Origin of the sequence: Starkeya sp. ORNL1, assembly GCF_012971745.1 — a bacterium.
GTDB lineage: Bacteria > Pseudomonadota > Alphaproteobacteria > Rhizobiales > Xanthobacteraceae > Ancylobacter.
This window is the reverse complement of record NZ_CP048834.1, coordinates 890,485-913,445: the sequence shown is the minus strand read 5'-3', so window position 1 is coordinate 913,445 and position 22,961 is coordinate 890,485. Positions and strand designations below refer to the sequence as shown.

The window sequence follows — 22,961 nt, the reverse complement described above, 5'->3', positions numbered from 1 at the left end:
CCATGCCCCGCCCGCGCCCCCCGCACTTGCATCGCGAAATCACACGGCACGGCAACACCGTGTGGTACGTGCGGAAAGGGCAGGGGCGTCGGATCCGTATTCGCGCCGCGTTCGGAACGCCGGAATTCGATTCCGAGTACCAAGCCGCCCTGGCCGGCAACCAGCGACCTGCAAAGGCTGCTCCGTCTGCCGGATCGTTGACCTGGCTGCTCGCTCGATATCGGGAGACTACCGAGTGGTCGGGCCTTTCCGAGGCGACGCGGCGTCAGCGGGACAATATCTTTGTCCATGTCATCAAGGCCGCGGGCCATCAGCCGCTGTCGAAGATCACCAAGGCGCAGATCATCGCTGGCAAGGAGCGGCGCGCCGCGACGCCGGCGCAGGCCCGCAATTTCCTCGACGCCATGAGGGGGCTTTTCCGATGGGCTGTGAAAGCCGAGATGGTCAAGACCGATCCGACCGCAGGCGTCGATAACCCGCCGCGGAAGGCCGGCGACGGCTTCCCCCCGTGGACCGAAGAACACATCGCCGCATACGAGGCACGCTGGCCGATCGGCACCCGTCAGCGGGTGTGGCTCGACGTGCTGGCCTTCACCGGCCTCCGGCGTGGCGACGCTGTTCGCCTTGGGCGTCCTCATGTTCGCGACGGCATTGCAACGATCAAGACCGAGAAGAGCGGCGAGACTGTCGAGGTGACGTTGCCAATCCTGCCTGTGCTCCGCGCGACACTGGATACTGGTCCCTGTGGCGATCTGACCTTCATCGCCGGCGCAAATGGGCGCCCGCTCACCAAGGAATCATTCGGGAACGAATTTCGGGAAGCGTGCAAGGCGGCCGGCGTTCCCGGCTCAGCGCATGGCGTGCGGAAGATCGCGGCGACCAGGGCGGCCAATGCCGGGGCGACGGTTGCGCAATTGGAAGCCATCTTCGGATGGACAGGCGGCACAATGGCGTCGCTCTACACGAAAAAGGCGGACCGAAAGCGCCTCGCGACGAACGCCATGCATCTCTTATCGAACGATGCCGGAACATCTATTCCCGCACCCGGTCTGCCGGTGCGGGATAAAGGCCGAAAAGGATAATGAAATCAATGCACAATCTAAGAGATGGTGCGGTCGAGAGGACTCGAACCTCCACGGTGTTACCCACTGCCACCTCAAGGCAGCGCGTCTACCAATTCCGCCACGACCGCATGCAGCGCGAAGCAGCCTCAGGCCGGTCCGCGAGCGGGGGATCGTCTAACAGATCGAACCGGCGTTCACAAGGGCTCGACGGCTGCTCTCAGGCCCTGTCCCCGACAGGCGAGACATTCCGCACGCCGATGATTATGTGTGGGCCATGAGCGACGCCGACACCATGCCCCGCAGCGCCCGCGACAGCCTGGACACCAGGCTGTTCGCGCAAGCCGGCGCGCCGCCGGTGCGCTGGCGCATCTCCGATTCCGCGGTCGCCTATCCCGACGCGCTCGCCGAGATGGATGCGCTGTCCACAGCGATCTCCGAGGGGCGGGCGCCGGAGACGGTTTGGCTGCTGGAACACCCGGCACTCTACACCGCCGGCACCAGCGCGCGGCGCGAGGATCTGGTCGATCCCGAGCGCTTGCCCGTATTCCAGACCGGACGGGGCGGGCAGTTCACCTATCACGGGCCGGGCCAGCGCATCGCCTATGTGATGCTGGACCTCAAGCGCCGCCAGCCGGACCTCCGGCGCTATGTCGCCGCCCTTGAGGAATGGCTGATCCGCACGCTGTGGTCCTTCCATGTGCGCGGCGAACGGCGCGAGGACCGCGTCGGCGTCTGGGTGAAGCGTCCCGACAAGCCGGGCGAGGCCGAGGACAAGATCGCCGCCATCGGCATCCGCGTGCGGCGCTGGGTGACGCTGCATGGCGTCGCGCTGAACGTCGATCCGGACCTGTCGCATTATGACGGCATCGTGCCGTGCGGCGTGCGTCAGCATGGCGTCACCAGCCTGATGGATCTCGGCCTCACCGCCGACATGGCGGATGTGGACATCGCGCTGCGGCGCGAATTCGAGGCGGTGTTCGGTCCGACCACGGATTAGAACCGCGGACTAGAACATCGCGCGGATATGGTCGAAGCCTTCCGGCAGCGGCTCGCCATCGGCCGGCAGCACGTCGATCCTCGTCACTTCGGCCATGCGCGGCCCGCGCCGGCAGGCGGCGACCATGGCCTCGACGAGATCCGTCCCGCCGCCGACCAGCGCCTCCACCGTTCCGTCGGCTCGGTTGCGCACCCACCCGCGCGCGCCGAGCCGCTCGGCCTCGTCGGCGACGAAGGCACGATAGCCGACGCCCTGCACGCGGCCATGGACGATGATACGGGCGGTATGCATCAGGCAACGCGCTCCCTGTGCGCGGTTGGAACCAGCGCCAGCAGGATAGAGGCGGCGAGCGGCGGTGCAATGAAGGCCGTAATCAGCGAGCCGATGATGAGATCGCCATGGCTGGCGGGAGCATAGGATTCCAGCAGCCCGCCGATCACATCGAGCACCGGGGTCGGCGGCAGCGCACCGCTGCTGCCATCATCGCTCGGCACGATCGCATAGAGCATTCCCGCCGGTTCGCTTGCTGCGCAGCCCAGTGTGAACATCAGCGCCGCCAGCGGAAAGGACGGCCATGCCGGCAGGCCGGCATCGAGCAGGCGCGCGGCATGGATACGCTGCCAGGCGAAGCTCACCGCGGCGAATGCGGCATAGCCGGCAAGGTGCCAGCGGGTGAGCGGTAACAGCAGAAAGAGCAGCGGCACGCAGAGCCAGGCGCCATAGACGAGTATGGCGGCGACCAGGAACGCGGCGCGTGCCATCGGACGCATCGTCTCACGGACCTAACGAGCACGAAAACGGGCCCACCCGCTTTCGAGGATGGGCCCTGCGACTTCGCCGCGCAAGGCGGCGCTGGACTGTGGTTACTGGCAGGCGTAGCGGACGCCATTCCTGCCGACGAAAGTGCCGCTGTCGGGATCATAGGACCGATAGCGCGTGCAGGCCGGGGCGTAGCTGTCGCGCGCGGCGCTGCCTATCAGCGCGCCTGCGGCGATGCCACCAATGATGCCGGCGGCGAGGGCGCCGTCATTGTTATAGCCGCGATAGCCGTAGCCTCGGTAGCCATAGCCGTGACCAAGATAGCCATGGCCATAATAATTTCCAGAATAATGGCGGCCGCCACCGTGATGATTCCCGTTCCAACCTTGGTTACGCCACTCCCGTGCTTCCACGGCAGTGGTTGAGACGGTAGCGGCGCCCAATGTGAGGGCAGCTATAGCGACGGTAATGATCTTGCGCATCACGCAAACTCCTGTTCTGCACTGTCTATGTGGGAGGCTAACGGCTGGCGCTGGGGAAAGTGCCAGCCATATTCACGATAATTCTCACGATCCCGTGCATACGACCTCGCGGAGATACGTTCTGGCGTTGGGACGCTGCGTCGCCGCGCCGCCGGGGAGGGCGTTCGCGCAATTTGCCTTGGGGAACGCCACTTCCTAAGAGAAGGCCGAAGATTCCCATTTCACCACCGGACCGGAGAAGCGCCATGCGCGAAGAGGACGAACTCGCCGTCGCTTCCCGGCCGGAGACCGAAGGGCCGGATCCGGACTTCGTCGCCCGGGTCGGGGCCGCCATCGCGGCCGGCAATGTCGAACTGCTGCGCGCACTCGTCTCTGATCTGCACGAGGTCGACGTCGCGGCGCTGCTGGAAGCGCTGGATCCCGAAGACCGGCCGAAGCTGATCCAACTGCTCGGCGCGGATTTCGACTTCACCGCGCTGACCGAGCTCGACGAGACGGTGCGCGTGCAGATCCTCGAGGGGCTGCCGTCCGCCACCGTCGCCGAGGGCGTGCGCGACATCGATTCCGACGACGCGGTCTACATCCTCGAGGACCTCGACGACGCCGAGAAGCAGGAGATTCTCGGCCAGCTCCCGATGCCGGAGCGCGCCGCCCTGCAGCGCAGCCTCGATTATCCCGAGGAAAGCGCCGGCCGGCGCATGCAGACCGAGTTCATCGCATTGCCGCCGTTTTGGACGGTCGGCCAGACGCTGGACTATATTGGCGAGACCGAGGGCCTGCCGGAGACCTTCTTCGAGGTCTTCGTCGTCGATCCCTCCTATCGGCACACCGGCTCGGTGCCGCTCGACCGGCTGGTGCGCACCAAACGCACAGTTAAGCTCGGCGAGGTGGTGACGCCCGACCGTCATGTGGTGAAGGCTGTCGACGACCAGGAAGACGTCGCCCGCGTCTTCGAGCGCTACAATCTGATCTCGGCGCCGGTGGTCGATGAGGCGGGCCGCCTTGTCGGCGTGCTCACCATCGACGACATCGTCGACGTCATCCAGGAAGAGGCGGACGAGGACGTCAAGGCGCTCGGCGGTGTCGCGGCGGACGAAGAGCTGTCCGACAGCTTCTGGTACATCGCCAAGAGCCGCTTCTCCTGGCTGTTCCTCAATCTGATCGCCGCCAATCTCGCATCCGCCGTGATCTCGCTGTTCGCCGACGAATTGCAGCGCATGGTGGCGCTCGCGGTGCTGATGCCGATCGTCGCCAGCCAGGGCGGCAATGCCGGCACGCAGACCATGACGGTGGCGGTACGCGCGCTGGCGACCCGCGAATTGCGCGCCAGCAATGCCGGCCGGGTCATCGGCCGCGAGCTGCTGGTCGGGCTGTTCAACGGCGTTGCCTTCGCCGTCATCATGGCGCTGGTGGTGTTTGCGCGCTTCGGCGCCATCGATCTCGGCTTTGTCATCGCCCTGGCGATGATCATCAATCTGGTCGCCGCCGCGCTCGGTGGCATATTGATACCCTTGGCGCTGGCGCGCATGAAGATCGATCCGGCGGTTTCCTCTGGTCCGTTCGTGACGACGGTGACGGATGTCGTTGGATTCTTCGCCTTTCTCGGCATTGCGGCGCTTTGGTTCTGACACGGCAGCGAGAACCGAATAGGCTGGCGCCGCGCGGCGGAATCGCAATCACCGGCGGCTCCGCAGCGTAAGCTCAATCGAGCGTTAAGTGTGGCCGGCTACAATCCGGAGGCGCGAGCCGAAAAGTGCGACGTGGTTTTCGGGCCACGCGGTTTCCAGGCGACGTCGGCTCCGATTGTTGTGACATTGATCGCGTTTCATGAATTTGGATTAGATTGATCCGAATTCACCGTGATCGAGGGAGCGTTGGGTATGCAGGCCTGCGTCAGCGGCCGAACGAACGTCCGGCCGGGCGGGTGCGACCGGGCATCGGCGTGCCGTCGCGCAGCGGACGGGGCGTGCCTGTGAGCCGCAGTCCGATAGGGCGCAGCGCCGGTCCCGGCGACCGCATGATCATTGCCGTCGCGCTCGTCATCATGGCGGCGGTGGCGGCGATGGGCGCTTTTGCGCTGGTGGCGGCCGAGCGCATCGATGCCGCTTCGCGCCAGCGCTGGGCGGAAATGGTCTCGGAATCGCTCGAGCGCCGCGCCGCCTCGCTGCAGCGCGATCTGTCCAGCTTCGCGCACTGGGACGAATCGGTTCTGCGCACCGCCTATTTCCTCGACGTCGAATGGGTGCACAAGAATTTCGGCAGCTGGCTGCACAACACCCAGCACCATGACCGCTCGTTTGTCGTGCTCGACGACCAGCTCGGCTATGCCTCGATCGATGGCGCCCTGGTGCCGGCCGACCAGGCGCCGTTCGACGCGCCGGCCATCATGCCGCTGGTTCGCGGCGTGCAGAGCGCCTACACCGCGAGCGCCGAGCGCGCCGCCGCCGCGGCGAGCGGCAAAAAGGCCGAGGCGGTGGAGAATGCGGTCGAGCCGATCTTCCGCGCCGCCTATTCGCGGGTCGACGGGCGGCCGGCTCTGGTCGGCGCCGTCAGCATCACCCCGGATTTCGGCCGGGTCATTTCGCCGAGCAGCGTACCGCCGGTCGCCGTCACGGTGCTGTTCCTCGAGCAGAACTTCCTCGGCGATCTCGTCAGCGAACTGCATCTCGCCGAGCCGCACATCTCGGAGAAGCTGAACGGCGACGAGCGGATGAAGGTCGCCATCCCCTTTGCCGATCCGCAGGTGGCGCCGGCCTGGCTGACCTGGCTGCCGGAGAATCCGGGCAGCGGGCTCTTGAAGACGCTGCTGCCGGCTCTGGTCGGCACCGCCGGTCTGCTGCTTGCCGCCGCGGCCATCGTGCTGTGGTACGCGCGCCGTGCCACGCAGGATCTCGCCGAGAGCGAGGCGCTCGCCTCGCGCCTCGCTTATGTCGACCCGCTCTGCGGCCTCGCCAACCGCGCCATGCTGATGCGCGTGCTCGGCCAGAAGCTTGGGCACGTCGGACCGGGGCACCGTCTTGCGCTGTTCTTCGTCGATCTCGACGGCTTCAAGGACATCAACGACACGCTGGGCCACCATCTCGGCGACCTGTTGCTCGCCGAGATTGGCCGGCGCATGCACGCCATGGTGGGACCCGACGGCCTTGCCGCCCGCTTCGGCGGCGACGAATTCGTGATGCTGATCCCGGTCGGTGCCGATGACGGCGAGATCGCGACGCTCGGCGCCTCGATCCTGGAGAGCATCCGCAGGCCGGCCGTGGTCGCCGGCCACACGCTGATTGTCGGTGCCTCGATCGGTGCCACCGTTGCGCCCGACCATGGCCTCGCCGCCAACGAGCTGATCCGCCTTGCCGACATCGCGGTCTACCGCGCCAAGAGCGACGGGCGCGGTGCCTTCCGGCTGTTCGAGCCGGATATGGAAGTCGAGGTGCGCCGCCGCCGCGAGGTCGAGGTGGAGCTATCCCGCGCCTTGGCCGAGGGCGCGCTCGACGTGCACTACCAGCCGCAATTTGCGGTCGACGGCGAGACGGTGATCGGCTTCGAGGCGCTGGTGCGCTGGTTCCACCCGACCCGCGGCCTGGTGCCCCCCAACGAATTCGTACCGGTGGCGGAGCATACCGGCCTCATCACCACCCTCGACATGTGGGTGCTGCGCCGTGCCTGCTCGCAGGCTCGCGACTGGGGCAAGCTGAAGCTTGCGGTCAATCTCTCGCCGGTCGATTTCCGCGCCCGCGACCTTGCCGCGACCATCGCGGGAATATTGCGGGAGACCGGCTTCGATCCGCGTCGGCTGGAAATCGAGATCACCGAGAATCTGCTGTTCGGCAACCAGCCGGAAGCCTTCGCCGCGCTCTCCGCATTGCGCACCATGGGCGTGCGCATCGCGCTCGACGATTTCGGCAGCGGCTATTCCTCGCTCGGCTATATCCGCCGCTTCCGCGTCGACAACATCAAGATCGACAAGAGCTTCACCCAGAATATCGGCCACACCGACGACGCCGCGGCGATCATCGACTGCGTGGTGCGGCTCGCCCGTGCGCTCGGCATCGCGGTGACGGCGGAAGGCGTCGAGACCCGCGAGCAGCTGCGCTATCTGCAATCGGTCGGCTGCCATCACGTGCAGGGCTTCCTGCTCGGTGGGCCGGTGCCGCTTACCAAGATCGAGCAGCATCTCGCGCGCGCCGCCGGCACCGAAGCCGGCGCGCCGATGCGCGCGCTCGCCCGCGGTTATGCGGCGCGGTCATTTCTTTGAGTGGATTGCTTAAGACGCATGTCATTGGGGATGGGCATCCTTCGAGGCTCGCTACGCGAGCACCTCAGGATCAGCTTGTGCAATAGTTTCGGTGTATCTCATCCTGAGGTGCCCGCACACAGCGTGGGCCTCGAAGGATTTTGAAGCACAGCGCATTTCTCCAGGCGGTTCCGGCACATGTTCTTCACGCTGTCCAAGGTCGCCTGGGCGCTGCTGGCACCCTCCAATCTCCTTGTGCTGATCATGGTGGTCGGCATGGTGCTGGCGATCCGGCGGCGGCGCCTGGGCCTGGCGCTGGCGGTGCTCGGCCTGATAGGCATCGTCCTCGGCGGCATCTCGCCGCTGCCTCGCCTCGCCTTGAGCACGCTGGAGGATCGCTTCCCCGCCTTCGTCGATGACGGCCGGCCGGTCGATGGCGTGGTGGTGCTCGGTGGCGCCGAGAACCCATATCTCTCTGCCGCCCGCGGCCAGCCGAGCTTCTCGGACGCCGCCGAGCGCATCTTCGCTTTGGGCGATCTGGCGCGGCGCTATCCGCAGGCCAAGCTGGTGTTCACCGGCGCCAATAATTCACTGTTCGAAACGCCGGGCCAGACCGAGAGCGACACCATCCGCGCCGTGCTGCCGTCGCTCGGCCTCGCGGCGGACCGTGTGCTGTTCGAGGACCGGGCCCGCAACACCGCCGAGAATGCGCGCAATGTCATGGACATGGTCCACCCGAAGCTCGGCGAGCGGTGGCTGGTGGTGACCTCGGCCGCCCACATGCCGCGTTCCATGGGTTGCTTCCGCGCCATCGGTTTCGAGGTGACCGCCTATCCGGTGGACTACCACACCGGAACCGGCAAGATGTTGTGGCGGCCCTACGGGACGGTGGCGGAAGGCCTGAGCGATCTGGACGATGCTGCGCGCGAATGGCTCGGGCTCGTCGCCTATCGGATCACCGGCCGGATCTCGACGCTGTTTCCGGCGCCTTAAACCTGATCCTGCGGCAAGCCGAGCCGGTAGACGCCGCGGAAATCCTCCGGATCGACCGGCTTGCCCTTGCGATAGATGACGAGCTTGCCCGCCATGGCGAGCCGTACCGCGGCGCGGCGCACCGCCGGCAGCAAGCGCTGCCAATCCTCGGCGCCCTCCGCCAGCGCTCGTGCCGGCTCGGAGGGGTCGATGCTGCGTGGCGCATCGGGGCGCCCGGCGAGCGCGAGTATGGCCGCTTCCACCGCCTCTTCAGCCGGGAAGCCGGCCTTGGAAGATGCATCCGGGGTGCTCATCGCGGCGGCTCCGTCTCGGCCAATGCCTTTTTCTCTTCGAAGTCCATCGGCCCGTCCTCGTCATCCAGAACCCAGTGCGAATCCCCGCCGAACTGCCGGTTCAATATCACCAGGAAGATGGCGAACGTCGCCGCCATGAAGGCGTAGGCGTTCACGTACCAGCCAAGATAGCCGATGGCGAAGAAGAAGGCGCGTTGTCCGCGATTGAAATGGCGGCCGGCCAGGGTCGCCATGCGCGCGCATTTCAGCGCGTGGCGTTGGGCGCGTGGCGTGTCCGCTTCCTCGACCGGCGGCGTCGAACCGAGCAGGATGGTGGTGTAGTTGAACAGCCGGTAGGCCCAGGCGAACTTGAAGAAGGCATGGGCGAAGATCAGCGTGATGCCGAGCGTCTTCACCTCCCAGGCGCCGCGCGCCGGCGGGGCGACCAGCGGCAGGTCGTTGAAGATCGCCATCACATCCTCGGCCGAGCGCAATATGGCCAGCGCCGCGCCGATGGCGAGCAGCGAGGTCGAGGCGAAGAAGGCGGTGCCGTTCTGCAGTGCGGCGATGATCTGGGCATCGACGATGCGGTTATCGCGCCGGAGCATGTTCTGCATCCACTCCACGCGGAACGCGTCCATGCGGCGGTTGAGCGTGCGCCGCTGCGACCAATCGCCCTCCATCAGCAGATGGTAGGCGATCCAGGCGAGGACGAAGGCCGCGAAGGCGATGCCGTCGAGGGTGGTGAAGCCGAGCATCGGGGAGCCGTGATTCGCGCTGATGATTCCGCCGAAAGCCGGCTAGCGCATGGTGATCGGGGTCTGGGCGGGGTTCAAGGCGTCGGGGGGCGGTAGCCTGCTGGAGGGTAGTTAGCCGCCTTGTGGTTATCACAGAGCAGAGTTGCGTTTCCGTTGGGTTGTATGACGTTTTTGCGATTGCGAGAACGCTCACGTTTTATTAATTATTGTTGCTGTCCGGCGACTGCCGGTGGGGTGGCCCGCCGAGCTGCAGGACATGTGAAGGCAATCCGGGGTTCGGCATGAATTCCCTTACCGAGCGCTCCTGTTGGGGAGTCGCGCGTTGGGCCGTCGTCGCATTTCTTGCAGGCGTGGCCTTGGTTTATCTCTTCGGTGGTTTCGAAGCGGCGACGGTGGTGGCGGGCTGAAAAGCCGGCCTGTCGTGCCCATCCTCGGTCCTCCGACTACACACAAGCGGCGCGGTCCTCACGGTCCGCGCCGTTTTTGCATGTGCGCTCCCCGCGTGCCGCAGCGCGGCATCAAGGCGGGTGATGCCGGCCATCATGGCTCTGCGTTTGCCATGGCAGGGCTATAGCCCGATCCTAGCTCAGCTAACGGGAGGGCGGTGCGATGACGTTAAAGCTCATCATCGGCAACAAGAATTATTCCTCATGGTCGATGCGGCCGTGGATGGCGATGAAGGCCGCCGGCATTGCCTTCGAGGAGATACTGGTCCCGCTCGATGCCCCTGACTTCAAGGCCAGGGTCGGCGCTCATTCGCTGGCCGGCAAGGTGCCGGTGCTGCTCGATGGCGAGGCGGCAGTGTGGGAATCCATTGCCATAATCGAGCACCTCGCCGAGCGCTTCCCCGATGCCCGCATCTGGCCGCAGGAGCCGGTGGCGCGCGCGTTCGCCCGTTCGCTGGCGACGCAGATGCATGGCGGCTTCGCAGCGCTGCGTAGCGCGCTGCCGATGAATCTCTGGCGGCCGGTCGAAGCCCGCGCCATTCCGGAAGCTGCGACACGAGACGTTGCCGCCATCACCGCGGCGTGGCGGGACGCACGCGCGGCGCATGGGGCAGGGGGCGACTTCCTGTTCGGCGCGTTTGGCGGCGTCGATGCCATGTACGCCCCGGTGGCGAGCCGCATCCGCACCTATGCGGTTCCCGTCGATCCGGTCTCCGCTGCCTATGTCGAAGCGGTGCACGCCCATCCCGCCTTCGTCGAGTGGAAGGAGGCTGGTCTCAAGGAGACCGGCGTGCTGCCCGAGGACGAGATCGACTGGCCGGTGGTCAAGCGCGTCTGAGTCGGAAGCCCGCCAGTAAGTCCCTCTCCCCGTCGGGGAGAGGTGGCCCGCGAAGCGGGTCGGTGAGGGGGAGCGCGATTGCTGAGAGTTGCAGACCCCTCACCCCAACCCTCTCCCCAATGGGGAGAGGGAGCAATTCCGCCGTAGACGCTCTGGTCTCGCCTCGCGGCTGGTGCTAGCGAGAGAGCATGCCTCTGCATCTCATCAAGCTGTGCGTCGGCGCCGAATCGATTCGCGACCTCGAGGAATGGATCGCGGAAAAGCTCGCGGAGAAGCGGGCCCGCGGCGAGCCGGTCGAGCAGTTCCACACCACCCGCATGGTGCCGACCCGTACCGACGAACTGCTCGATGGCGGTTCGCTCTATTGGGTCATCAAGGGCGAGATCGCCTGCCGACAGAATCTCGTGGCCATCCGCCCCTTTGTCGACGGCGATGGCATCCGGCGCTGCCGGCTGGTGATGGAGCCGGTGGTACACCGTGTCGAGCCGCGCCCGCGCGGGCCGTTCCAGGGCTGGCGATATCTCGCCGCCAAGGAGGCGCCGCCCGATCTCGGCGCCGGAACCGACGCCGCCGCATTGCCCGATGAATTGCGCCGCGAATTGCGCACGCTCGGCCTGCTCTGACCGGCCAAGGGACCCATCCGCCGGTTCGGGGCGTTAGCCCCGGACAAACCGGACAGAGGCCCGACCATGGTTCAGGATAGCAATGAGCGGAAAGTCGTCGAGGACGGCGAGGTCGTCGTCAAATCGCAACCGGAAGAGCGCCAGGCCGCCGAAGTGCGCCCGATGCGCTATGTGCTCGGCATCGGGCTGCTGCTGGTCATCATCGGCATGGCGGTCAGCTACATGACGGTCTAGCGGGCCGGTACCCCGACATTGTCGATCAGCCGCGTCGAGCCGATGCGCGCGGCGACCAGCAGGCGGACCGGTCCTTCGCTGGCGGATGCTATAGGCGCCAGTGTCTCGGCGTGGCACGCTTCCAGATAATCCAGCACGAAGCCGGCCTGCGTCACGAGCGTACGCGCACGCCCGACGGCGCTTTCCACCGCCTCGCCGCCGGCGATGGCGGAGGCCGCCTCGGTGAGGGCACGATACAACGCGGGCGCGGTGCGGCGATCGTCGACCGAGAGATAGACATTGCGCGAGGACAGAGCGAGCCCATCCGGTTCGCGCACCGTCGGCACACCGACGATGTTCACCGGCAGATCGAGGTCGCGCGACATGCGGGTGACGACCTTGAGCTGCTGGTAGTCCTTCTCGCCGAAGAAGGCGAGGTCGGGCGCAGCCTGCACCAGAAGCTTCGCCACCACGGTGGCAACGCCGGCGAAATGCGTCGGGCGAAAATCGGTCTCCAGGCCTAGCGCCGGCCCGGCGACCGTGACGCTGGTGCTGAAGCCCTCGGGATAGATGTCCGCCACCGCCGGCAGATAGACCAGGTCGGCGCGCGCTGCCCGGAGCTTGGCGAGGTCGTCGGCAAGCGTGCGGGGATAACGGCTCAGATCCTCGTTTGGGCCGAACTGCGTCGGGTTGACGAAGATCGAGACCATGACGCGCGACGCCCGCCGCCGCGCCGCGCGCACCAGCGCGATGTGCCCGGCATGGAGCGCCCCCATGGTGGGTACCAGCGCAATGCGCTCGCCCGCCGCGCGCCATTCGCGCACCTGGCGACGCAGGCTTGCCGGCGTCGACGCGCGCTTCAATCCTTCGGCCTTCATGGAACTCCCCAGTTCGCCCGCCCATTGCGCCAGCTCGTTCGCCCATTGCGCAAGGGCGGCGAACCTAGCAAAGGACATACGGGAATCAATCGCCGCGATGAGGCCGCTTGCCGGCACGCCCGGCGCAGCCCACCTGAAGGATCGGAAGGCGGCATTCCTGCCGCCAGAACACGAAACGATGACCGACCGAAACAAGCTTCCGCTTTCGCCCTCCGAGGAGGTCGCTCGTTTCCTCCAGGAGGTGGAGGCGCGTCCGCCCGCCGTCACCGAGGGTCATGGCCGGCTGATCTTCGGCCTCGACGCCACCATGAGCCGCCAGCCGACCTGGGACCTCGCCTGCCAGCTTCAGGCCGAGATGTTCGAGGCCGCCGCGTCGACCGGCGGCCTCGCCATCCAGCTGGTCTATTATCGCGGCCTCAGTGAATGCCGTGCCTCGCCCTGGATGGATGACGCCAGGAAGCTCGGCACGATGATGGCGCGTATCGATTGCCAGGGCGGCCGCACCCAGATCGGCCGCGTGCTGCGCCACGCCGCGCGCGAGGCCGGCGAGGCGCCGGTGAACGCGCTGGTGTTCGTCGGCGACGCCATGGAGGAGACGCTGGATCAGCTCTGTGCCGCGGCCGGTCCGCTCGCCTTGCGCGGCGTGCCGGCCTTCATGTTCCAGGAGGGGCGGGACCCGGGCGTGGAGCGCGCCTTCCGCGAGATCGCCCGGCTGACCCGCGGCGCCTGGTGCCGCTTCGATGCCGGCGCCGCTGCGGAATTGCGCGCGCTGCTGCGCGCCGTTGCGGCCTACGCCGCGGGCGGAACCAGGGCGCTTGTGGCGCTGGCGAACTCGGGTGATGGCGGCGGCGCGCAGAGATTGATCACGGCGATGCGGGGCGGCGCATGATCACCCTGCTCGGCGGCGTGATCTTCTTCGGGCTCGCGCTCTACATCCTCAAGCAGTTCGCCAAGGCCGACCCCAGGCTGCTGTCCCGATACGCCAAGAAGGGCGGCGGCGCGGCGCTGCTGCTGGTCGCCGGCTTCCTCGCCGTGCGCGGCCATTTCGAGACCGCGATCCCGCTCGGGGTATTCGGCCTGTCGCTGATCGGCTGGAGCTTTGGCGGCCTGCTGCCGGGAAGTCGGGGCCGAAAGACCGCCGGGCGATCATCCACGGTCAAGACCGCCTTCCTCGACATGGTGCTCGACCATGACAGCGGGCGGCTCTCGGGACGGGTGACGAACGGTGCCCTAGCCGGCCAGGAGCTCGACAGCATCGAACTCCCCAAGCTCGCTGGCCTCGCGGTCGCGGTCGACCCTGAGAGCCGGCGCCTACTCGAAGCTTATCTTGACCGCCGGGCGCCCAGCTGGCGTGAACACGCTGAGGGCGACACGGGCGGGCGGGGCGCTCGCGCGCCGGCTCGCGGCCCGATGACGGAACAGGAGGCCTACGAAATATTGGGGCTTCAGCCGGGCGCGGGGCCGGACGACATCGGCAAGGCCCATCGGAGCCTGATGAAGAAGCTGCATCCCGATCAGGGGGGCTCGAATTACCTCGCCGCCCGGGTGAACGAAGCCAAGGACATCCTGATGCGCGGACATCGTCGACAAACCCCTAGTTCCTGAAAACCATGCAGCCGAAGGCATTACGCTTGAGCGCCTTGCAGGCGTCCTGCGCAGCGTCTTCAGCGTCGAAGCCGGCGAAGCGGGCCCGTACGATCTTGGTCGCGCCCTTGGTCGCCGTCTCCGTATAGGGATCGGCCTTGGCGAGCGGGGCTCCGGCCTTGGAGCGGGCCTTGGCGATCTGCGCCTGCGCATCCGCCTCGCTGCCATAGGCGCCGATCTGGATCGCCCAGCCGGAGCGCGATGCACTGGAAGCGGGAGCCGGCGCGGGTTCGACAGCGCGCTGCGGCAGCGCCACCGGACCGGCGCTCGCCACCTGCACCGGGGTCTGTCTGGCGGCGGCAGGGGCCGGCTGCGCAATCATCTTGCCGCCGGAGAAGGTGAGGGTGCCGAGCGTGCCCGGCTGATTTGCCATGCTGGCGGTCGGCGCTGCCGGACGCGCCACGGCCACGGTCTTCACCGCCACCGGTACGATCGGTTCGGCCGAACCCGGGGCGGGCAAAGCGGTGCGGGCCGCCTTCGCCGCGGCCGCCGGCTTCACGGTCGGCGCCGGCAGCGGGATGGCAGAGGTGGTGAGCGTCGCGTCGGAAGCGTCATTGGCGGTCATCGCCGCGGAAGCGAAGCGCGCATTCGGCGCCGGCATGGTGACGACCCTGGGCTGTTCCTGGACGGGTTCCTGAGCCTTGGGTTCCGGCGCCTTCGGCTGCTCGGCCGGCAGCGAGGCGACCACATTGGCGAAGGCGGCGCTGCCGTCGGCCGGCATCGGCGCTTCGGCGATCGGCGCGACGGTCTGCCTGCCGGCATAGGCGCGGGTCAGGTTGTCGGAGATCAGCCCGGCCATGCGGACATCGCGGGCGCCGGCGCTGGTGCCGCCGAGCACCACGGCGACCAGATGGCGGCCGTCACGCTCGACATTGGTGAGCAGGTTGAAGCCGGAGGCCGAGGTATAGCCGGTCTTGATGCCGTCCATGCCTTCGACGCGATCCATCAGCCGGTTGTGGTTCCGGATGGCGACGCCCTTGTAGTAGAAGCTGCGCGTGGCGAAGTAGCCGTAATAGCGCGGGAAGCGCTCCTGGATGGCACGGCCCAGCGTGGCGAGGTCGCGGGCGGTGGTGACCTGCTCGGGGTTGGGCAGGCCGTTCGGATTGCGGAAGGTGGTGCGGCTCATGCCCAGCGCGCGCGCCTTGCGGGTCATCAACGCGGCAAAGCTGGCGGAGTCGCCGGAAATCGCTTCGGCGATCACCACGGCGCAGTCGTTCGCCGAGCGGGTGACCAACGCTTTGATGGCGTCTTCCACCTTGATGGTGGTGCCGGCCTTCACGCCGAGCTTGGAGGGCTGCTGGCTCGCCGCATAGGCGGAGACCGGCAGCTCGGAATCGAGACGCAGCTTCTTGGTGTCGAGCTGCTCGAACAGCAGGAAGAGCGTCATCACCTTGGTGACGGAGGCCGGATGCCGCAGCGCGTCGGCATTCTCCTCGTGCAGCACCTTGCCGGTGTTGGCATCGATCACGATGTCCGCATAGCCGCGCTTCCAGACGCCGGTGTCGGCGACGACGCGGGCAGCGGCCGGCCGTGCGGCCACGCGCTTCTTCTTCGGTTTCGCTTCAGCGACCCCGGCGCCGGCAACGGCGACCACGAGAAGCACAACTCCAGCACGCAAAAACTTGGTGCCGATCCCGTCAGGAATCTGCATGACACTGTCCCGATGCTTGCTTCCGGCACACGGCCGGAAAGGCCCCTTTTATCGGCTCCGGATCTTGTGCCGGGCAGTCTTGCCCGGTCGATCCCCAATCCGCAGCCGCCTCACCGCGCTACCGTTGCACTCGGGCAACAGAGCGGATGTTACGAACACCTCGGTTACGAACTGGTAAACTTGAGCAGATCGTGGGCCGAACTGTGGAACAGTATCCGTGACTTGCCATAATTCGCCGGGATTCGACCCCTCACGGAGGGGCGCTTGCCTTATTTTACCGGGGTTCGGGTCATTTTGCGGTGCAACAAAATTCTTGACGCCGATGGTGCGTCGCACTAAATTACAGATACGTGCGGTTGTGACCATTCCGGCGCGAGGCGCGTAGGCCGCACAAGCGGCGCGAGTGGCAATCCAAGGAGGAAGCCCATGCTGCAGAACATCGACGAGATGCAGAAGCTCGGCAAAGAGAACCTCGACATCGCCATGAAGAGCTTCGGCACCGTGTCGAAGGGCGTTCAGGCGATCGCGGTCGAAGTTGCGGATTATTCGAAGAAGTCTTTCGAGGAAGGCACCGCTGCCGCCGAGAAGCTCTTCGGCGCCAAGACGCTGGACAAGGCCGTCGAGATCCAGTCCGCCTATTTCAAGAGCGCTTACGAAGGCTTCGTGGCCCAGGCGACCAAGATGGGCGAACTCTACGCCGATCTCGCCAAGGAAACCTACAAGCCGTACGAAGGCATGCTCGGCAAGATCCAGCCGAAGTGATAGGTTGAAGCGATCTCATTGCCCGATACACGAAGCCCGGCGCACAGCCGGGCTTTTTGTTTGTGGGACGTTTTAGATCGACGTCATTCTGAGGTGCCGCGACGCGGCCTCGAAGGATGCCCGTCCCCGATGAACGTCTTCTGCTTAAGCATCCTTCGAGGTTCGCTACGTTCGTACCTCAGGATGACGTGGTTCTGACGCTCGGCTCCCGCCCTACTTCGACAGATGCAGCTTGCTGATCGAGCCGGCGATGTTGTTGAACACCGACAGCAGGTTTGCCGAGTTGGCGACGTTGTAGAACATGTCCGGCGAGGTCGCGCAGTCCGTCAGCAGCTTGCTGGTCGCCTTGCTGTCGAGTTCCACCAGCACGGTATAGATCTCGATCGCCGGCGTCGTGCTGCCGGGCTTCTTCATCACCGCCTTCATGTTGACGCACAACTGCTTCAGCCGGTTGTCGAGCGCGGTCTGGCGCGCGGAGTCGCTCGCATTGGTGGCGCTGACGCCAACCCGGTTCTGCCAGATATAGCCGACGCCTGAATAGGCCGAACCGTTCTTGTTGTAGGTGTCGTCGAGGTTCGAGATGGTGTTGTCGCCATCCGTCATCAGCACGATGACCTTGCCGGTCTCGTCGTCCGAATAGGGCGCATTGTTGCTCAGCATGTCGTTGGGCGACAGCGCGTACCAGCCCCAGGCCAGGCCCATCGGGATATTGGTGTTGCCGACCGCCTTCATGTTCTTGATGCCGGTCTTGATCACGCCGGTCTTGGTGAGATCGGAGCTCATCGGCACGATCGGCTGCATGTCGCAGCCGACATTGGGGCCATAGTCCGCGCCTATGGTCTGCGACGCCTTGGTGTCGTACTTCGCCGTCGCGCCCTGCTTTTCCTTCCACGGCTTGCTCGCGGCGACGCCGTCCGCAATGTAGTTGTTGGCATAGTCGGCGACCGTACGGCCGCGATTGTCGTTGTGCGTGCTGTCCGGCTCGTCCGGCGCAAAATAGGGCACGATCAATGTCCCGGGCGTGCCGGTGGACGGCATCGGATCTGTGACGTCATAGGGATCCGGCCGGCTCTCCACGCACCCCGCCCAGGTGACGCTTTGCGAGACCTTGGCGTCGATCTTGCTGAACAGGTCGAAGCGCTTGACGTTCGCGGTGCCGTTGAAGATCTCCTTGGCGATCGGCGAGGCGCCGTTCTTGTCGATCCAGCTGGCGGTCTTGTAGTCGGTCTTGTCCACCGGCAGCCGTACCGTGCTGGAGAACGGCACCAGGGCGATCTTTACCGTGCTGTCATCCGTCGCCTGGGTGGCGAGCGTATCGACCAGCGAGTTCGCCGCGGTCTTCAGATTGGTCAGCTTGTTGCCGTCCATTGACCCTGTGTTGTCGAGCACCAGCACCACCTCGACCTTGCCATTGCCCCAGGAGGCAGTAGCCGAAGCGCCGATCTCCATGTTGGCATGGCTGGCATTGCTGCTGATGAGGTCGAGCACGCGCACGACGGTGGTCGGATAATTCGCGGTCGCGGTGACATCGAGCCGGCCCTTCGAGGGCACGACATCGATCTTGAAATCGTTCGCCGCGCTGTTCGGCATATAGGCCGTGACGAAGGCCTCCGCCTTGGTCTTGAGGTCGGCCGCCGAGGTGTTCTGCGGCAGCTTGGCCAGCGAGATCGCGGCGGCGTCGACGGCGTTCTGCAGGTCGGTGCGCTCGCGCACTGCGAAGGCATAGTCGAGCGCCATCCCCGCTGCTGCGAAGAGCGGCACGGCAAGGATGCCAAACAGGATGGCGACATTGCCCGACCTGTCGGCGCGGAATTTCAAAAGGGCGGAACGCATCGACCGTCAGTGCTCCTCGCGGCGCCAACGGGCAGCGCCAGGGTCGCGGGCACCATGGCGGGAAGCCGTTACCGAAGCCTGACTTTGATTGGTGAAACCCGGTCATACCTAAAAATAGATGCGAATTTCAAAATATCGCACGTGATAGCGGAAACGCCCTGCGTCGGTTTCGCATTAAGCCATCGACGCACTGGCGGAGGAGGTGTGGGCTACATATTATATTCGCAATCGAACCCGGCACTCCTGCCGGGCAGCCTTCAGAGACAGCATGCCACCGGCCGAACCGCCACCACATCGACCCTTCATGATGGCCGACGACGAGCGTCGTCGGCGGGGTGGCGACGCGCCCGGAACGGCGGTCATCACCCGCACCAAGCCGCAGGTGAAGCGACCGAGCCTGTACCGGGTGCTTCTGCTCAACGACGACTACACGCCAATGGAGTTCGTCGTTCACGTTCTGGAGAATTTCTTCAGCAAAAACCGGGAGGAGGCGACCCGCATCATGCTGCATGTGCATCAGCATGGCGTCGGGGAGTGCGGTGTCTTCACCTACGAAGTGGCCGAGACCAAGGTCACCCAGGTGATGGACTTCGCACGCAAGCACCAGCATCCTCTGCAATGCGTCATGGAGAAGAAGTGACGCACGGCAGCGACTAAAGAAAGAGGTCCCGATGCCCACCTTCTCCCGCAGCCTCGAGCAGTCGCTTCACCGGGCCTTGGCGCTCGCTAATGAGCGCCACCACGAGTACGCGACGCTGGAGCATCTGCTGCTGTCCCTGGTCGACGACCAGGACGCCGCCGCGGTGATGCGTGCGTGCAATGTCGATCTCGAAAAGCTGCGCCGCAACCTCGTCGAATATATCGACACCGAGCTCGACAATCTGGTGCAGGACGCCGGCGACGATTCCAAGCCGACGGCCGGTTTCCAGCGCGTGATCCAGCGCGCCGTGATCCATGTCCAGTCGTCCGGCCGCGAGGAAGTGACCGGCGCCAATGTGCTCGTCGCGATTTTCGCCGAGCGCGAGAGCCATGCGGCCTATTTCCTGCAAGAGCAGGACATGACCCGCTACGACGCGGTCAACTACATCAGCCACGGCATCGCCAAGCGCGCCGGCATGTCGGACAGCCGCCCCGTGCGCGGAGCCGAAGAGGAGACCGAGACGAAGACCGGGGAGGACACCAAGAAGAAGGCGGATGCGCTCGACGCCTATTGCGTGAACCTCAACAAGAAGGCACGCGACGGCAAGATCGATCCGCTGATTGGCCGCGACAGCGAGATCCAGCGCACCATCCAGATATTGTGCCGCCGCTCGAAGAATAATCCGCTGTTCGTCGGCGACCCCGGCGTCGGCAAGACCGCGATTGCCGAAGGGCTCGCTCGCCGCATCGTGAACGGCGAGGTGCCGGACGTGCTGCGCACCGCGACGGTGTTCGCCCTCGACATGGGCGCGCTGCTCGCCGGCACGCGCTATCGCGGCGATTTCGAAGAGCGCCTCAAGCAGGTGGTCAAGGAAATCGAGGCGTATCCCAACGCCATCATGTTCATCGACGAGATCCATACCGTGATCGGCGCCGGTGCCACCTCCGGCGGCGCCATGGATGCGTCGAACCTCTTGAAGCCCGCGCTGGCCTCCGGCACGCTGCGCTGCATCGGCTCGACCACCTATAAGGAATACCGCCAGTATTTCGAGAAGGACCGGGCACTGGTCCGCCGCTTCCAGAAGATCGACGTGCCGGAGCCGACCGTGCCCGACACCATCGAGATACTGAAGGGGCTGAAGCCGTACTTCGAGGATTATCACCGGCTGCGCTACACCAACGACGCCATCAAGGCGGCGGTGGAGCTCTCCGCGCGCTACATCCACGACCGCAAGCTGCCGGACAAGGCGATCGATATCATCGACGAGAGCGGCGCCGCGCAGATGCTGCTCCCCGAGGGTCGTCGCAAGAAGACCATCGGCGTGAAGGAGATCGAGGCGACGGTCGCCACCATCGCCCGCATCCCGCCGAAGACGGTCTCGAAGGACGATGCCGAGGTGCTGTCGATGCTGGAGACCACGCTGAAGCGTGTGGTCTACGGCCAGGACAGGGCGATAGAGGCGCTCTCCGCCTCCATCAAGCTGGCCCGCGCCGGCTTGCGCGAACCGGAGAAGCCGATCGGCTCGTATCTGTTCTCGGGCCCGACCGGCGTCGGCAAGACCGAAGTCGCCAAGCAGCTCGCCTCCACCTTGGGCGTGCAGCTGCTGCGCTTCGACATGTCGGAATATATGGAGCGCCACACCGTCTCCCGGTTGATCGGCGCGCCTCCCGGCTATGTCGGCTTCGACCAGGGTGGCCTGCTCACCGATGGCGTCGACCAGCATCCGCACTGCGTGCTGCTGCTCGACGAGATCGAGAAGGCGCATCCGGACCTGTTCAACATCCTGTTGCAGGTGATGGACCACGGCAAGCTGACCGACCACAACGGCAAGCAGGTGGATTTCCGCAACGTCATCCTGATCATGACGACCAATGCGGGCGCTGCCGACCTGTCCAAGGCCGCGTTCGGCTTCACGAGGTCCAAGCGTGAGGGCGACGATGTCGAAGCGGTGAACCGCCTGTTCGCGCCGGAGTTCCGCAACCGTCTCGACGCGATGATCCCGTTCGCGCATCTCACCAGCGAGGTCATTTCGCTGGTGGTCGAGAAGTTCGTACTCCAGCTCGAGGCCCAGCTGGCCGACCGCAACGTCACCATCGAGCTGTCGGACGAAGCGACCGCCTGGCTGGTGGAGCGCGGCTATGACGAGCAGATGGGTGCGCGCCCGATGGGCCGCGTGATCCAGGAGCACATCAAGAAGCCGCTGGCCGACGAGGTGCTGTTCGGCAAGCTGAAGCATGGCGGCCATGTCCGCGTCGTCGTGGTCAAGGACGAGATCGGCGAGACCTCGCTCGGCTTCGAATTCCCGGCTGGTCCGGTGACGCCGAAGCCGGAGAAGATCGAGCCGGCGGCACCGCGCAAGGCGCCGCGCCGCAAGGCCAGCGCCACCACCTCGCGCCCGAAGCCGAAGAAGCCTTCGGGTGGCGGTGATGGCGGCCCGCGCCCGCGGACCACGGTGCCCAAGGTGCCGCTGGTCAAGGCATGAGGCGCAAGTCGCGCTGATCGGATGAGGAAATGGCCGGGGTTCGCCCCGGCCATTTTTGTTTCCAAGCGCGACGTCATCCTGAGGTGCCCGGCGCTAGCCGGGCCTCGAAGGATGCCCCCACAGAGCGCCTTCTGCTTCAGCATCCTTCGAGGCTCGTTTCACTCGCACCTCAGGATGACGTCGCGCCTGGAAACAACCAATGTCCGGCTTGACCTTGCGTCCCCGCGGGACGATCAACGGCGGCGAGAAGCCGCCGATGCATTCATCATTCGACTCCAGCGATCCCGCCTATAGCGAAGGTCTCGATCCCGCCGACGACGCGCCGGGCGTGAGCCCGTTCGTCTATTTCCTGCGCGGAATGCGCGGCTCGCTCTCGGTGCCGGGTCTGGTGCTGGCGGTCACTTTCATCGGCTTCGGCGGCCTGCTGCACGATATCGGCTTTCCGATCAGTGCGGGCCTGCTCTCGACCGTGCTGGTGTGGGCGCTGCCGGCGCAGGTGATCCTGGTCGGCGGCATCAGCTCGGGCACCGCGCTGCCGGCGGTCGCCGTCGCGGTGTGCCTCTCCGGCGTGCGGCTGATGCCCATGGTGGTGGCATTGATGCCGCTGATCCGCGGCCGCCGCACCAGCCTCGCCACCGAGCTGTTCTGTGCGCATTTCATCGCCGTCACCATGTGGGTGGAAGGCTTCCGCCTGCTGCCCAAGGTGCCGGTCGAAGGCCGCCCGCCTTTTACGATCGGTCTCGGCAGCGGCCTGATCGCCATCAGCGTTGCCGGCAATCTCGCCGGTTTCTTCCTCACCGACCGCCTGCCGGGGCCGCTATCGGTGGCGCTGCTGCTGCTGACTCCGATCTCGTTTTCGATATTGCTGGTGCGCAATGCTAAGGCGCATGTCGACTGGCTCGCCATAGTGCTCGGCGCGGCGCTCTCCCCGCTGGTCATCGGCAGTCCGGGCGGGCTCGACCTGTTCTGGAGCGGGGTCGGTGGCGGCACGCTCGCCTTCGCCGCCGCCAGATTGCTGCGGTGGCAGGCATGAACGCGGCTACTGGTGTGTTCAGCGGCGAGTTCGGCGCCATCCTCGTGGTGCTGCTGTTTGGCTTTCTGCCGAATGAAGTCTGGCGCGTGGTGGGCGTGCTCCTCGGGCGTGGGCTCGATGAGAACGGTCTGCTGATGCAATGGGTGAGGGCGGTTGCCACCGCCCTGCTGGCCGCCGTGGTGGCGCGCCTCGTGCTGACGCCGAGCGGCGCGCTGGTGGCGCTGCCGCTGTGGCTGCGGCTCGGTGCAGTGCTTGGCGGCGTCGCGGTGTTCGGCCTGGTGAAGCGCTCGGTGCTGGCAGGCGTCATCGCCGCCGAGGCCATACTGGTCGGCGGCGCCTGGTGGCTCGGCGTGCCCTAGACT

The 22,961-nt window shown here is 66.0% G+C and carries 24 protein-coding genes and 1 tRNA gene; 16 read left to right on the top strand and 9 right to left on the bottom strand.

The window, feature by feature from the left end; all coding sequences use genetic code 11:
* The first annotated feature begins 2 nt into the window (after positions 1-2).
* Complete coding sequence (locus G3545_RS04400) at positions 3-1,082, top strand: tyrosine-type recombinase/integrase (protein WP_170010200.1); 1,080 nt, start codon at positions 3-5, stop codon at positions 1,080-1,082.
* Between the two features lie 25 nt (positions 1,083-1,107).
* Here G3545_RS04400 and G3545_RS04395 read toward each other — a convergent pair.
* A tRNA-Leu gene (locus G3545_RS04395) sits at positions 1,108-1,192 on the bottom strand.
* Between the two features lie 164 nt (positions 1,193-1,356).
* Between G3545_RS04395 and lipB the strand changes: the two genes are divergently transcribed.
* Entirely contained in the window at positions 1,357-2,061 is a 705-nt protein-coding gene (gene lipB / locus G3545_RS04390) for a lipoyl(octanoyl) transferase LipB (protein WP_246702859.1), read from the top strand.
* Between the two features lie 9 nt (positions 2,062-2,070).
* On the opposite strand, the gene G3545_RS04385 is transcribed toward lipB, so the two are convergent.
* The 3 genes from G3545_RS04385 to G3545_RS04375 form a co-directional block, all read right to left on the bottom strand.
* Complete coding sequence (locus tag G3545_RS04385) at positions 2,071-2,352, bottom strand: acylphosphatase (RefSeq protein ID WP_170010196.1); 282 nt, start codon at positions 2,350-2,352, stop codon at positions 2,071-2,073.
* Positions 2,352-2,822, bottom strand: a complete 471-nt coding sequence (locus G3545_RS04380) for a hypothetical protein (protein WP_170010194.1) — start codon at positions 2,820-2,822, stop codon at positions 2,352-2,354. The genes G3545_RS04385 and G3545_RS04380 overlap by 1 nt, the downstream gene beginning before the upstream one ends.
* A 102-nt stretch (positions 2,823-2,924) precedes the next feature.
* Entirely contained in the window at positions 2,925-3,302 is a 378-nt protein-coding gene (locus G3545_RS04375) for a BA14K family protein (RefSeq protein ID WP_170010191.1), read from the bottom strand.
* Positions 3,303-3,547: 245 nt separating this feature from the next.
* On the opposite strand from G3545_RS04375, the gene mgtE reads away from it, so the two are divergent.
* The 3 genes from mgtE (at position 3,548) to G3545_RS04360 (ending at position 8,526) form a co-directional block, all read left to right on the top strand.
* The gene (gene mgtE / locus G3545_RS04370) at positions 3,548-4,930 is read left to right on the top strand and encodes a magnesium transporter (protein WP_170010189.1); all 1,383 of its coding nucleotides are present in this window, start codon (positions 3,548-3,550) and stop codon (positions 4,928-4,930) included.
* Positions 4,931-5,319: 389 nt separating this feature from the next.
* Entirely contained in the window at positions 5,320-7,554 is a 2,235-nt protein-coding gene (locus G3545_RS04365) for an EAL domain-containing protein (protein ID WP_170010187.1), read from the top strand.
* A gap of 177 nt (positions 7,555-7,731) precedes the next feature.
* A complete protein-coding gene (locus tag G3545_RS04360) occupies positions 7,732-8,526 on the top strand; it encodes a YdcF family protein (protein WP_170010185.1) in 795 nt (264 codons plus the stop codon).
* On the opposite strand, the gene G3545_RS04355 is transcribed toward G3545_RS04360, so the two are convergent.
* Both G3545_RS04355 and G3545_RS04350 read right to left on the bottom strand, forming a co-directional pair.
* A complete protein-coding gene (locus tag G3545_RS04355; RefSeq protein WP_170010183.1) occupies positions 8,523-8,819 on the bottom strand; it encodes a DUF3253 domain-containing protein in 297 nt (98 codons plus the stop codon). The two genes, G3545_RS04360 and G3545_RS04355, sit on opposite strands and share 4 nt — an antisense overlap.
* Positions 8,816-9,556 (bottom strand): DUF599 family protein, encoded by a 741-nt coding sequence (locus tag G3545_RS04350; protein ID WP_170010181.1) that lies wholly within the window; start codon positions 9,554-9,556, stop codon positions 8,816-8,818. Before G3545_RS04350 ends, G3545_RS04355 begins: the two co-directional genes overlap by 4 nt.
* Before the next feature lie 281 nt (positions 9,557-9,837).
* Here G3545_RS04350 and G3545_RS29855 point away from each other — a divergent pair, with 281 nt between their 5' ends.
* From G3545_RS29855 to G3545_RS04335, 4 genes are all read left to right on the top strand, one after another.
* Positions 9,838-9,963 carry a hypothetical protein gene (locus tag G3545_RS29855; RefSeq protein WP_281411705.1) on the top strand — a complete coding sequence of 42 codons (126 nt, stop codon included), beginning with the start codon at positions 9,838-9,840 and terminating at the stop codon, positions 9,961-9,963.
* A 202-nt stretch (positions 9,964-10,165) separates the two neighbouring features.
* Positions 10,166-10,840, top strand: coding sequence for a glutathione S-transferase family protein (locus tag G3545_RS04345; RefSeq protein ID WP_170010179.1), 675 nt, complete (start codon positions 10,166-10,168; stop codon positions 10,838-10,840).
* A gap of 188 nt (positions 10,841-11,028) precedes the next feature.
* Positions 11,029-11,463, top strand: a complete 435-nt coding sequence (locus G3545_RS04340; protein WP_170010177.1) for a DUF1489 family protein — start codon at positions 11,029-11,031, stop codon at positions 11,461-11,463.
* 66 nt (positions 11,464-11,529) lie between these two features.
* Positions 11,530-11,697 (top strand): hypothetical protein, encoded by a 168-nt coding sequence (locus G3545_RS04335; RefSeq protein ID WP_170010175.1) that lies wholly within the window; start codon positions 11,530-11,532, stop codon positions 11,695-11,697.
* On the opposite strand, the gene panC is transcribed toward G3545_RS04335, so the two are convergent.
* Entirely contained in the window at positions 11,694-12,554 is an 861-nt protein-coding gene (gene panC, locus G3545_RS04330) for a pantoate--beta-alanine ligase (protein WP_170017903.1), read from the bottom strand. The genes G3545_RS04335 and panC overlap by 4 nt on opposite strands.
* Positions 12,555-12,732: 178 nt before the next feature.
* On the opposite strand from panC, the gene G3545_RS04325 reads away from it, so the two are divergent.
* Together G3545_RS04325 and G3545_RS04320 are read left to right on the top strand one after the other, a co-directional pair.
* Positions 12,733-13,443 carry a VWA domain-containing protein gene (locus tag G3545_RS04325; RefSeq protein ID WP_170010173.1) on the top strand — a complete coding sequence of 237 codons (711 nt, stop codon included), beginning with the start codon at positions 12,733-12,735 and terminating at the stop codon, positions 13,441-13,443.
* Positions 13,443-14,159: a DnaJ domain-containing protein gene (locus G3545_RS04320; RefSeq protein ID WP_170017902.1), complete on the top strand. Its 717-nt coding sequence runs from the start codon at positions 13,443-13,445 to the stop codon at positions 14,157-14,159. The genes G3545_RS04325 and G3545_RS04320 overlap by 1 nt, the downstream gene beginning before the upstream one ends.
* On the opposite strand, the gene G3545_RS04315 is transcribed toward G3545_RS04320, so the two are convergent.
* Positions 14,149-15,849, bottom strand: a complete 1,701-nt coding sequence (locus G3545_RS04315; RefSeq protein ID WP_170010171.1) for a D-alanyl-D-alanine carboxypeptidase — start codon at positions 15,847-15,849, stop codon at positions 14,149-14,151. The genes G3545_RS04320 and G3545_RS04315 overlap by 11 nt on opposite strands.
* 426 nt (positions 15,850-16,275) lie before the next feature.
* Here G3545_RS04315 and G3545_RS04310 point away from each other — a divergent pair, with 426 nt between their 5' ends.
* Positions 16,276-16,611, top strand: coding sequence for a phasin family protein (locus tag G3545_RS04310; protein WP_170010169.1), 336 nt, complete (start codon positions 16,276-16,278; stop codon positions 16,609-16,611).
* Positions 16,612-16,824: 213 nt separating this feature from the next.
* Here the strand turns inward: G3545_RS04310 and G3545_RS04305 are convergent, their stop codons facing one another.
* Positions 16,825-18,444 (bottom strand): TadE/TadG family type IV pilus assembly protein, encoded by a 1,620-nt coding sequence (locus G3545_RS04305; RefSeq protein ID WP_170010167.1) that lies wholly within the window; start codon positions 18,442-18,444, stop codon positions 16,825-16,827.
* A 304-nt stretch (positions 18,445-18,748) separates the two neighbouring features.
* Here G3545_RS04305 and clpS point away from each other — a divergent pair, with 304 nt between their 5' ends.
* The 4 genes from clpS to G3545_RS04285 all read left to right on the top strand — a co-directional run bounded on the left by clpS (position 18,749) and on the right by G3545_RS04285 (position 22,958).
* A complete protein-coding gene (gene clpS, locus G3545_RS04300; RefSeq protein WP_246702688.1) occupies positions 18,749-19,084 on the top strand; it encodes an ATP-dependent Clp protease adapter ClpS in 336 nt (111 codons plus the stop codon).
* Positions 19,085-19,115: 31 nt separating this feature from the next.
* The gene (gene clpA, locus G3545_RS04295) at positions 19,116-21,566 is read left to right on the top strand and encodes an ATP-dependent Clp protease ATP-binding subunit ClpA (RefSeq protein WP_170010163.1); all 2,451 of its coding nucleotides are present in this window, start codon (positions 19,116-19,118) and stop codon (positions 21,564-21,566) included.
* A gap of 256 nt (positions 21,567-21,822) precedes the next feature.
* A complete protein-coding gene (locus tag G3545_RS04290) occupies positions 21,823-22,599 on the top strand; it encodes an AzlC family ABC transporter permease (RefSeq protein WP_246702687.1) in 777 nt (258 codons plus the stop codon).
* Positions 22,596-22,958 carry an AzlD domain-containing protein gene (locus G3545_RS04285; protein WP_170010161.1) on the top strand — a complete coding sequence of 121 codons (363 nt, stop codon included), beginning with the start codon at positions 22,596-22,598 and terminating at the stop codon, positions 22,956-22,958. Before G3545_RS04290 ends, G3545_RS04285 begins: the two co-directional genes overlap by 4 nt.
* Positions 22,959-22,961: the final 3 nt, after the last annotated feature.

Bases quoted from the DNA above. Each gene is read 5' to 3' on its own strand.
- G3545_RS04400 (WP_170010200.1), top strand. From the start codon at position 3: ATGCCCCGCCCGCGCCCCCCGCACTTGCATCGCGAAATCACACGGCAC.
- lipB (WP_246702859.1), top strand. From the start codon at position 1,357: ATGCCCCGCAGCGCCCGCGACAGCCTGGACACCAGGCTGTTCGCGCAA.
- G3545_RS04385 (WP_170010196.1), bottom strand. From the start codon at position 2,352: ATGCATACCGCCCGTATCATCGTCCATGGCCGCGTGCAGGGCGTCGGC.
- G3545_RS04380 (WP_170010194.1), bottom strand. From the start codon at position 2,822: ATGGCACGCGCCGCGTTCCTGGTCGCCGCCATACTCGTCTATGGCGCC.
- G3545_RS04375 (WP_170010191.1), bottom strand. From the start codon at position 3,302: ATGCGCAAGATCATTACCGTCGCTATAGCTGCCCTCACATTGGGCGCC.
- mgtE (WP_170010189.1), top strand. From the start codon at position 3,548: ATGCGCGAAGAGGACGAACTCGCCGTCGCTTCCCGGCCGGAGACCGAA.
- G3545_RS04365 (WP_170010187.1), top strand. From the start codon at position 5,320: ATGATCATTGCCGTCGCGCTCGTCATCATGGCGGCGGTGGCGGCGATG.
- G3545_RS04360 (WP_170010185.1), top strand. From the start codon at position 7,732: ATGTTCTTCACGCTGTCCAAGGTCGCCTGGGCGCTGCTGGCACCCTCC.
- G3545_RS04355 (WP_170010183.1), bottom strand. From the start codon at position 8,819: ATGAGCACCCCGGATGCATCTTCCAAGGCCGGCTTCCCGGCTGAAGAG.
- G3545_RS04350 (WP_170010181.1), bottom strand. From the start codon at position 9,556: ATGCTCGGCTTCACCACCCTCGACGGCATCGCCTTCGCGGCCTTCGTC.
- G3545_RS29855 (WP_281411705.1), top strand. From the start codon at position 9,838: ATGAATTCCCTTACCGAGCGCTCCTGTTGGGGAGTCGCGCGTTGGGCC.
- G3545_RS04345 (WP_170010179.1), top strand. From the start codon at position 10,166: ATGACGTTAAAGCTCATCATCGGCAACAAGAATTATTCCTCATGGTCG.
- G3545_RS04340 (WP_170010177.1), top strand. From the start codon at position 11,029: ATGCCTCTGCATCTCATCAAGCTGTGCGTCGGCGCCGAATCGATTCGC.
- G3545_RS04335 (WP_170010175.1), top strand. From the start codon at position 11,530: ATGGTTCAGGATAGCAATGAGCGGAAAGTCGTCGAGGACGGCGAGGTC.
- panC (WP_170017903.1), bottom strand. From the start codon at position 12,554: ATGAAGGCCGAAGGATTGAAGCGCGCGTCGACGCCGGCAAGCCTGCGT.
- G3545_RS04325 (WP_170010173.1), top strand. From the start codon at position 12,733: ATGACCGACCGAAACAAGCTTCCGCTTTCGCCCTCCGAGGAGGTCGCT.
- G3545_RS04315 (WP_170010171.1), bottom strand. From the start codon at position 15,849: ATGCAGATTCCTGACGGGATCGGCACCAAGTTTTTGCGTGCTGGAGTT.
- G3545_RS04310 (WP_170010169.1), top strand. From the start codon at position 16,276: ATGCTGCAGAACATCGACGAGATGCAGAAGCTCGGCAAAGAGAACCTC.
- G3545_RS04305 (WP_170010167.1), bottom strand. From the start codon at position 18,444: ATGCGTTCCGCCCTTTTGAAATTCCGCGCCGACAGGTCGGGCAATGTC.
- clpS (WP_246702688.1), top strand. From the start codon at position 18,749: ATGATGGCCGACGACGAGCGTCGTCGGCGGGGTGGCGACGCGCCCGGA.
- clpA (WP_170010163.1), top strand. From the start codon at position 19,116: ATGCCCACCTTCTCCCGCAGCCTCGAGCAGTCGCTTCACCGGGCCTTG.
- G3545_RS04290 (WP_246702687.1), top strand. From the start codon at position 21,823: ATGCATTCATCATTCGACTCCAGCGATCCCGCCTATAGCGAAGGTCTC.
- G3545_RS04285 (WP_170010161.1), top strand. From the start codon at position 22,596: ATGAACGCGGCTACTGGTGTGTTCAGCGGCGAGTTCGGCGCCATCCTC.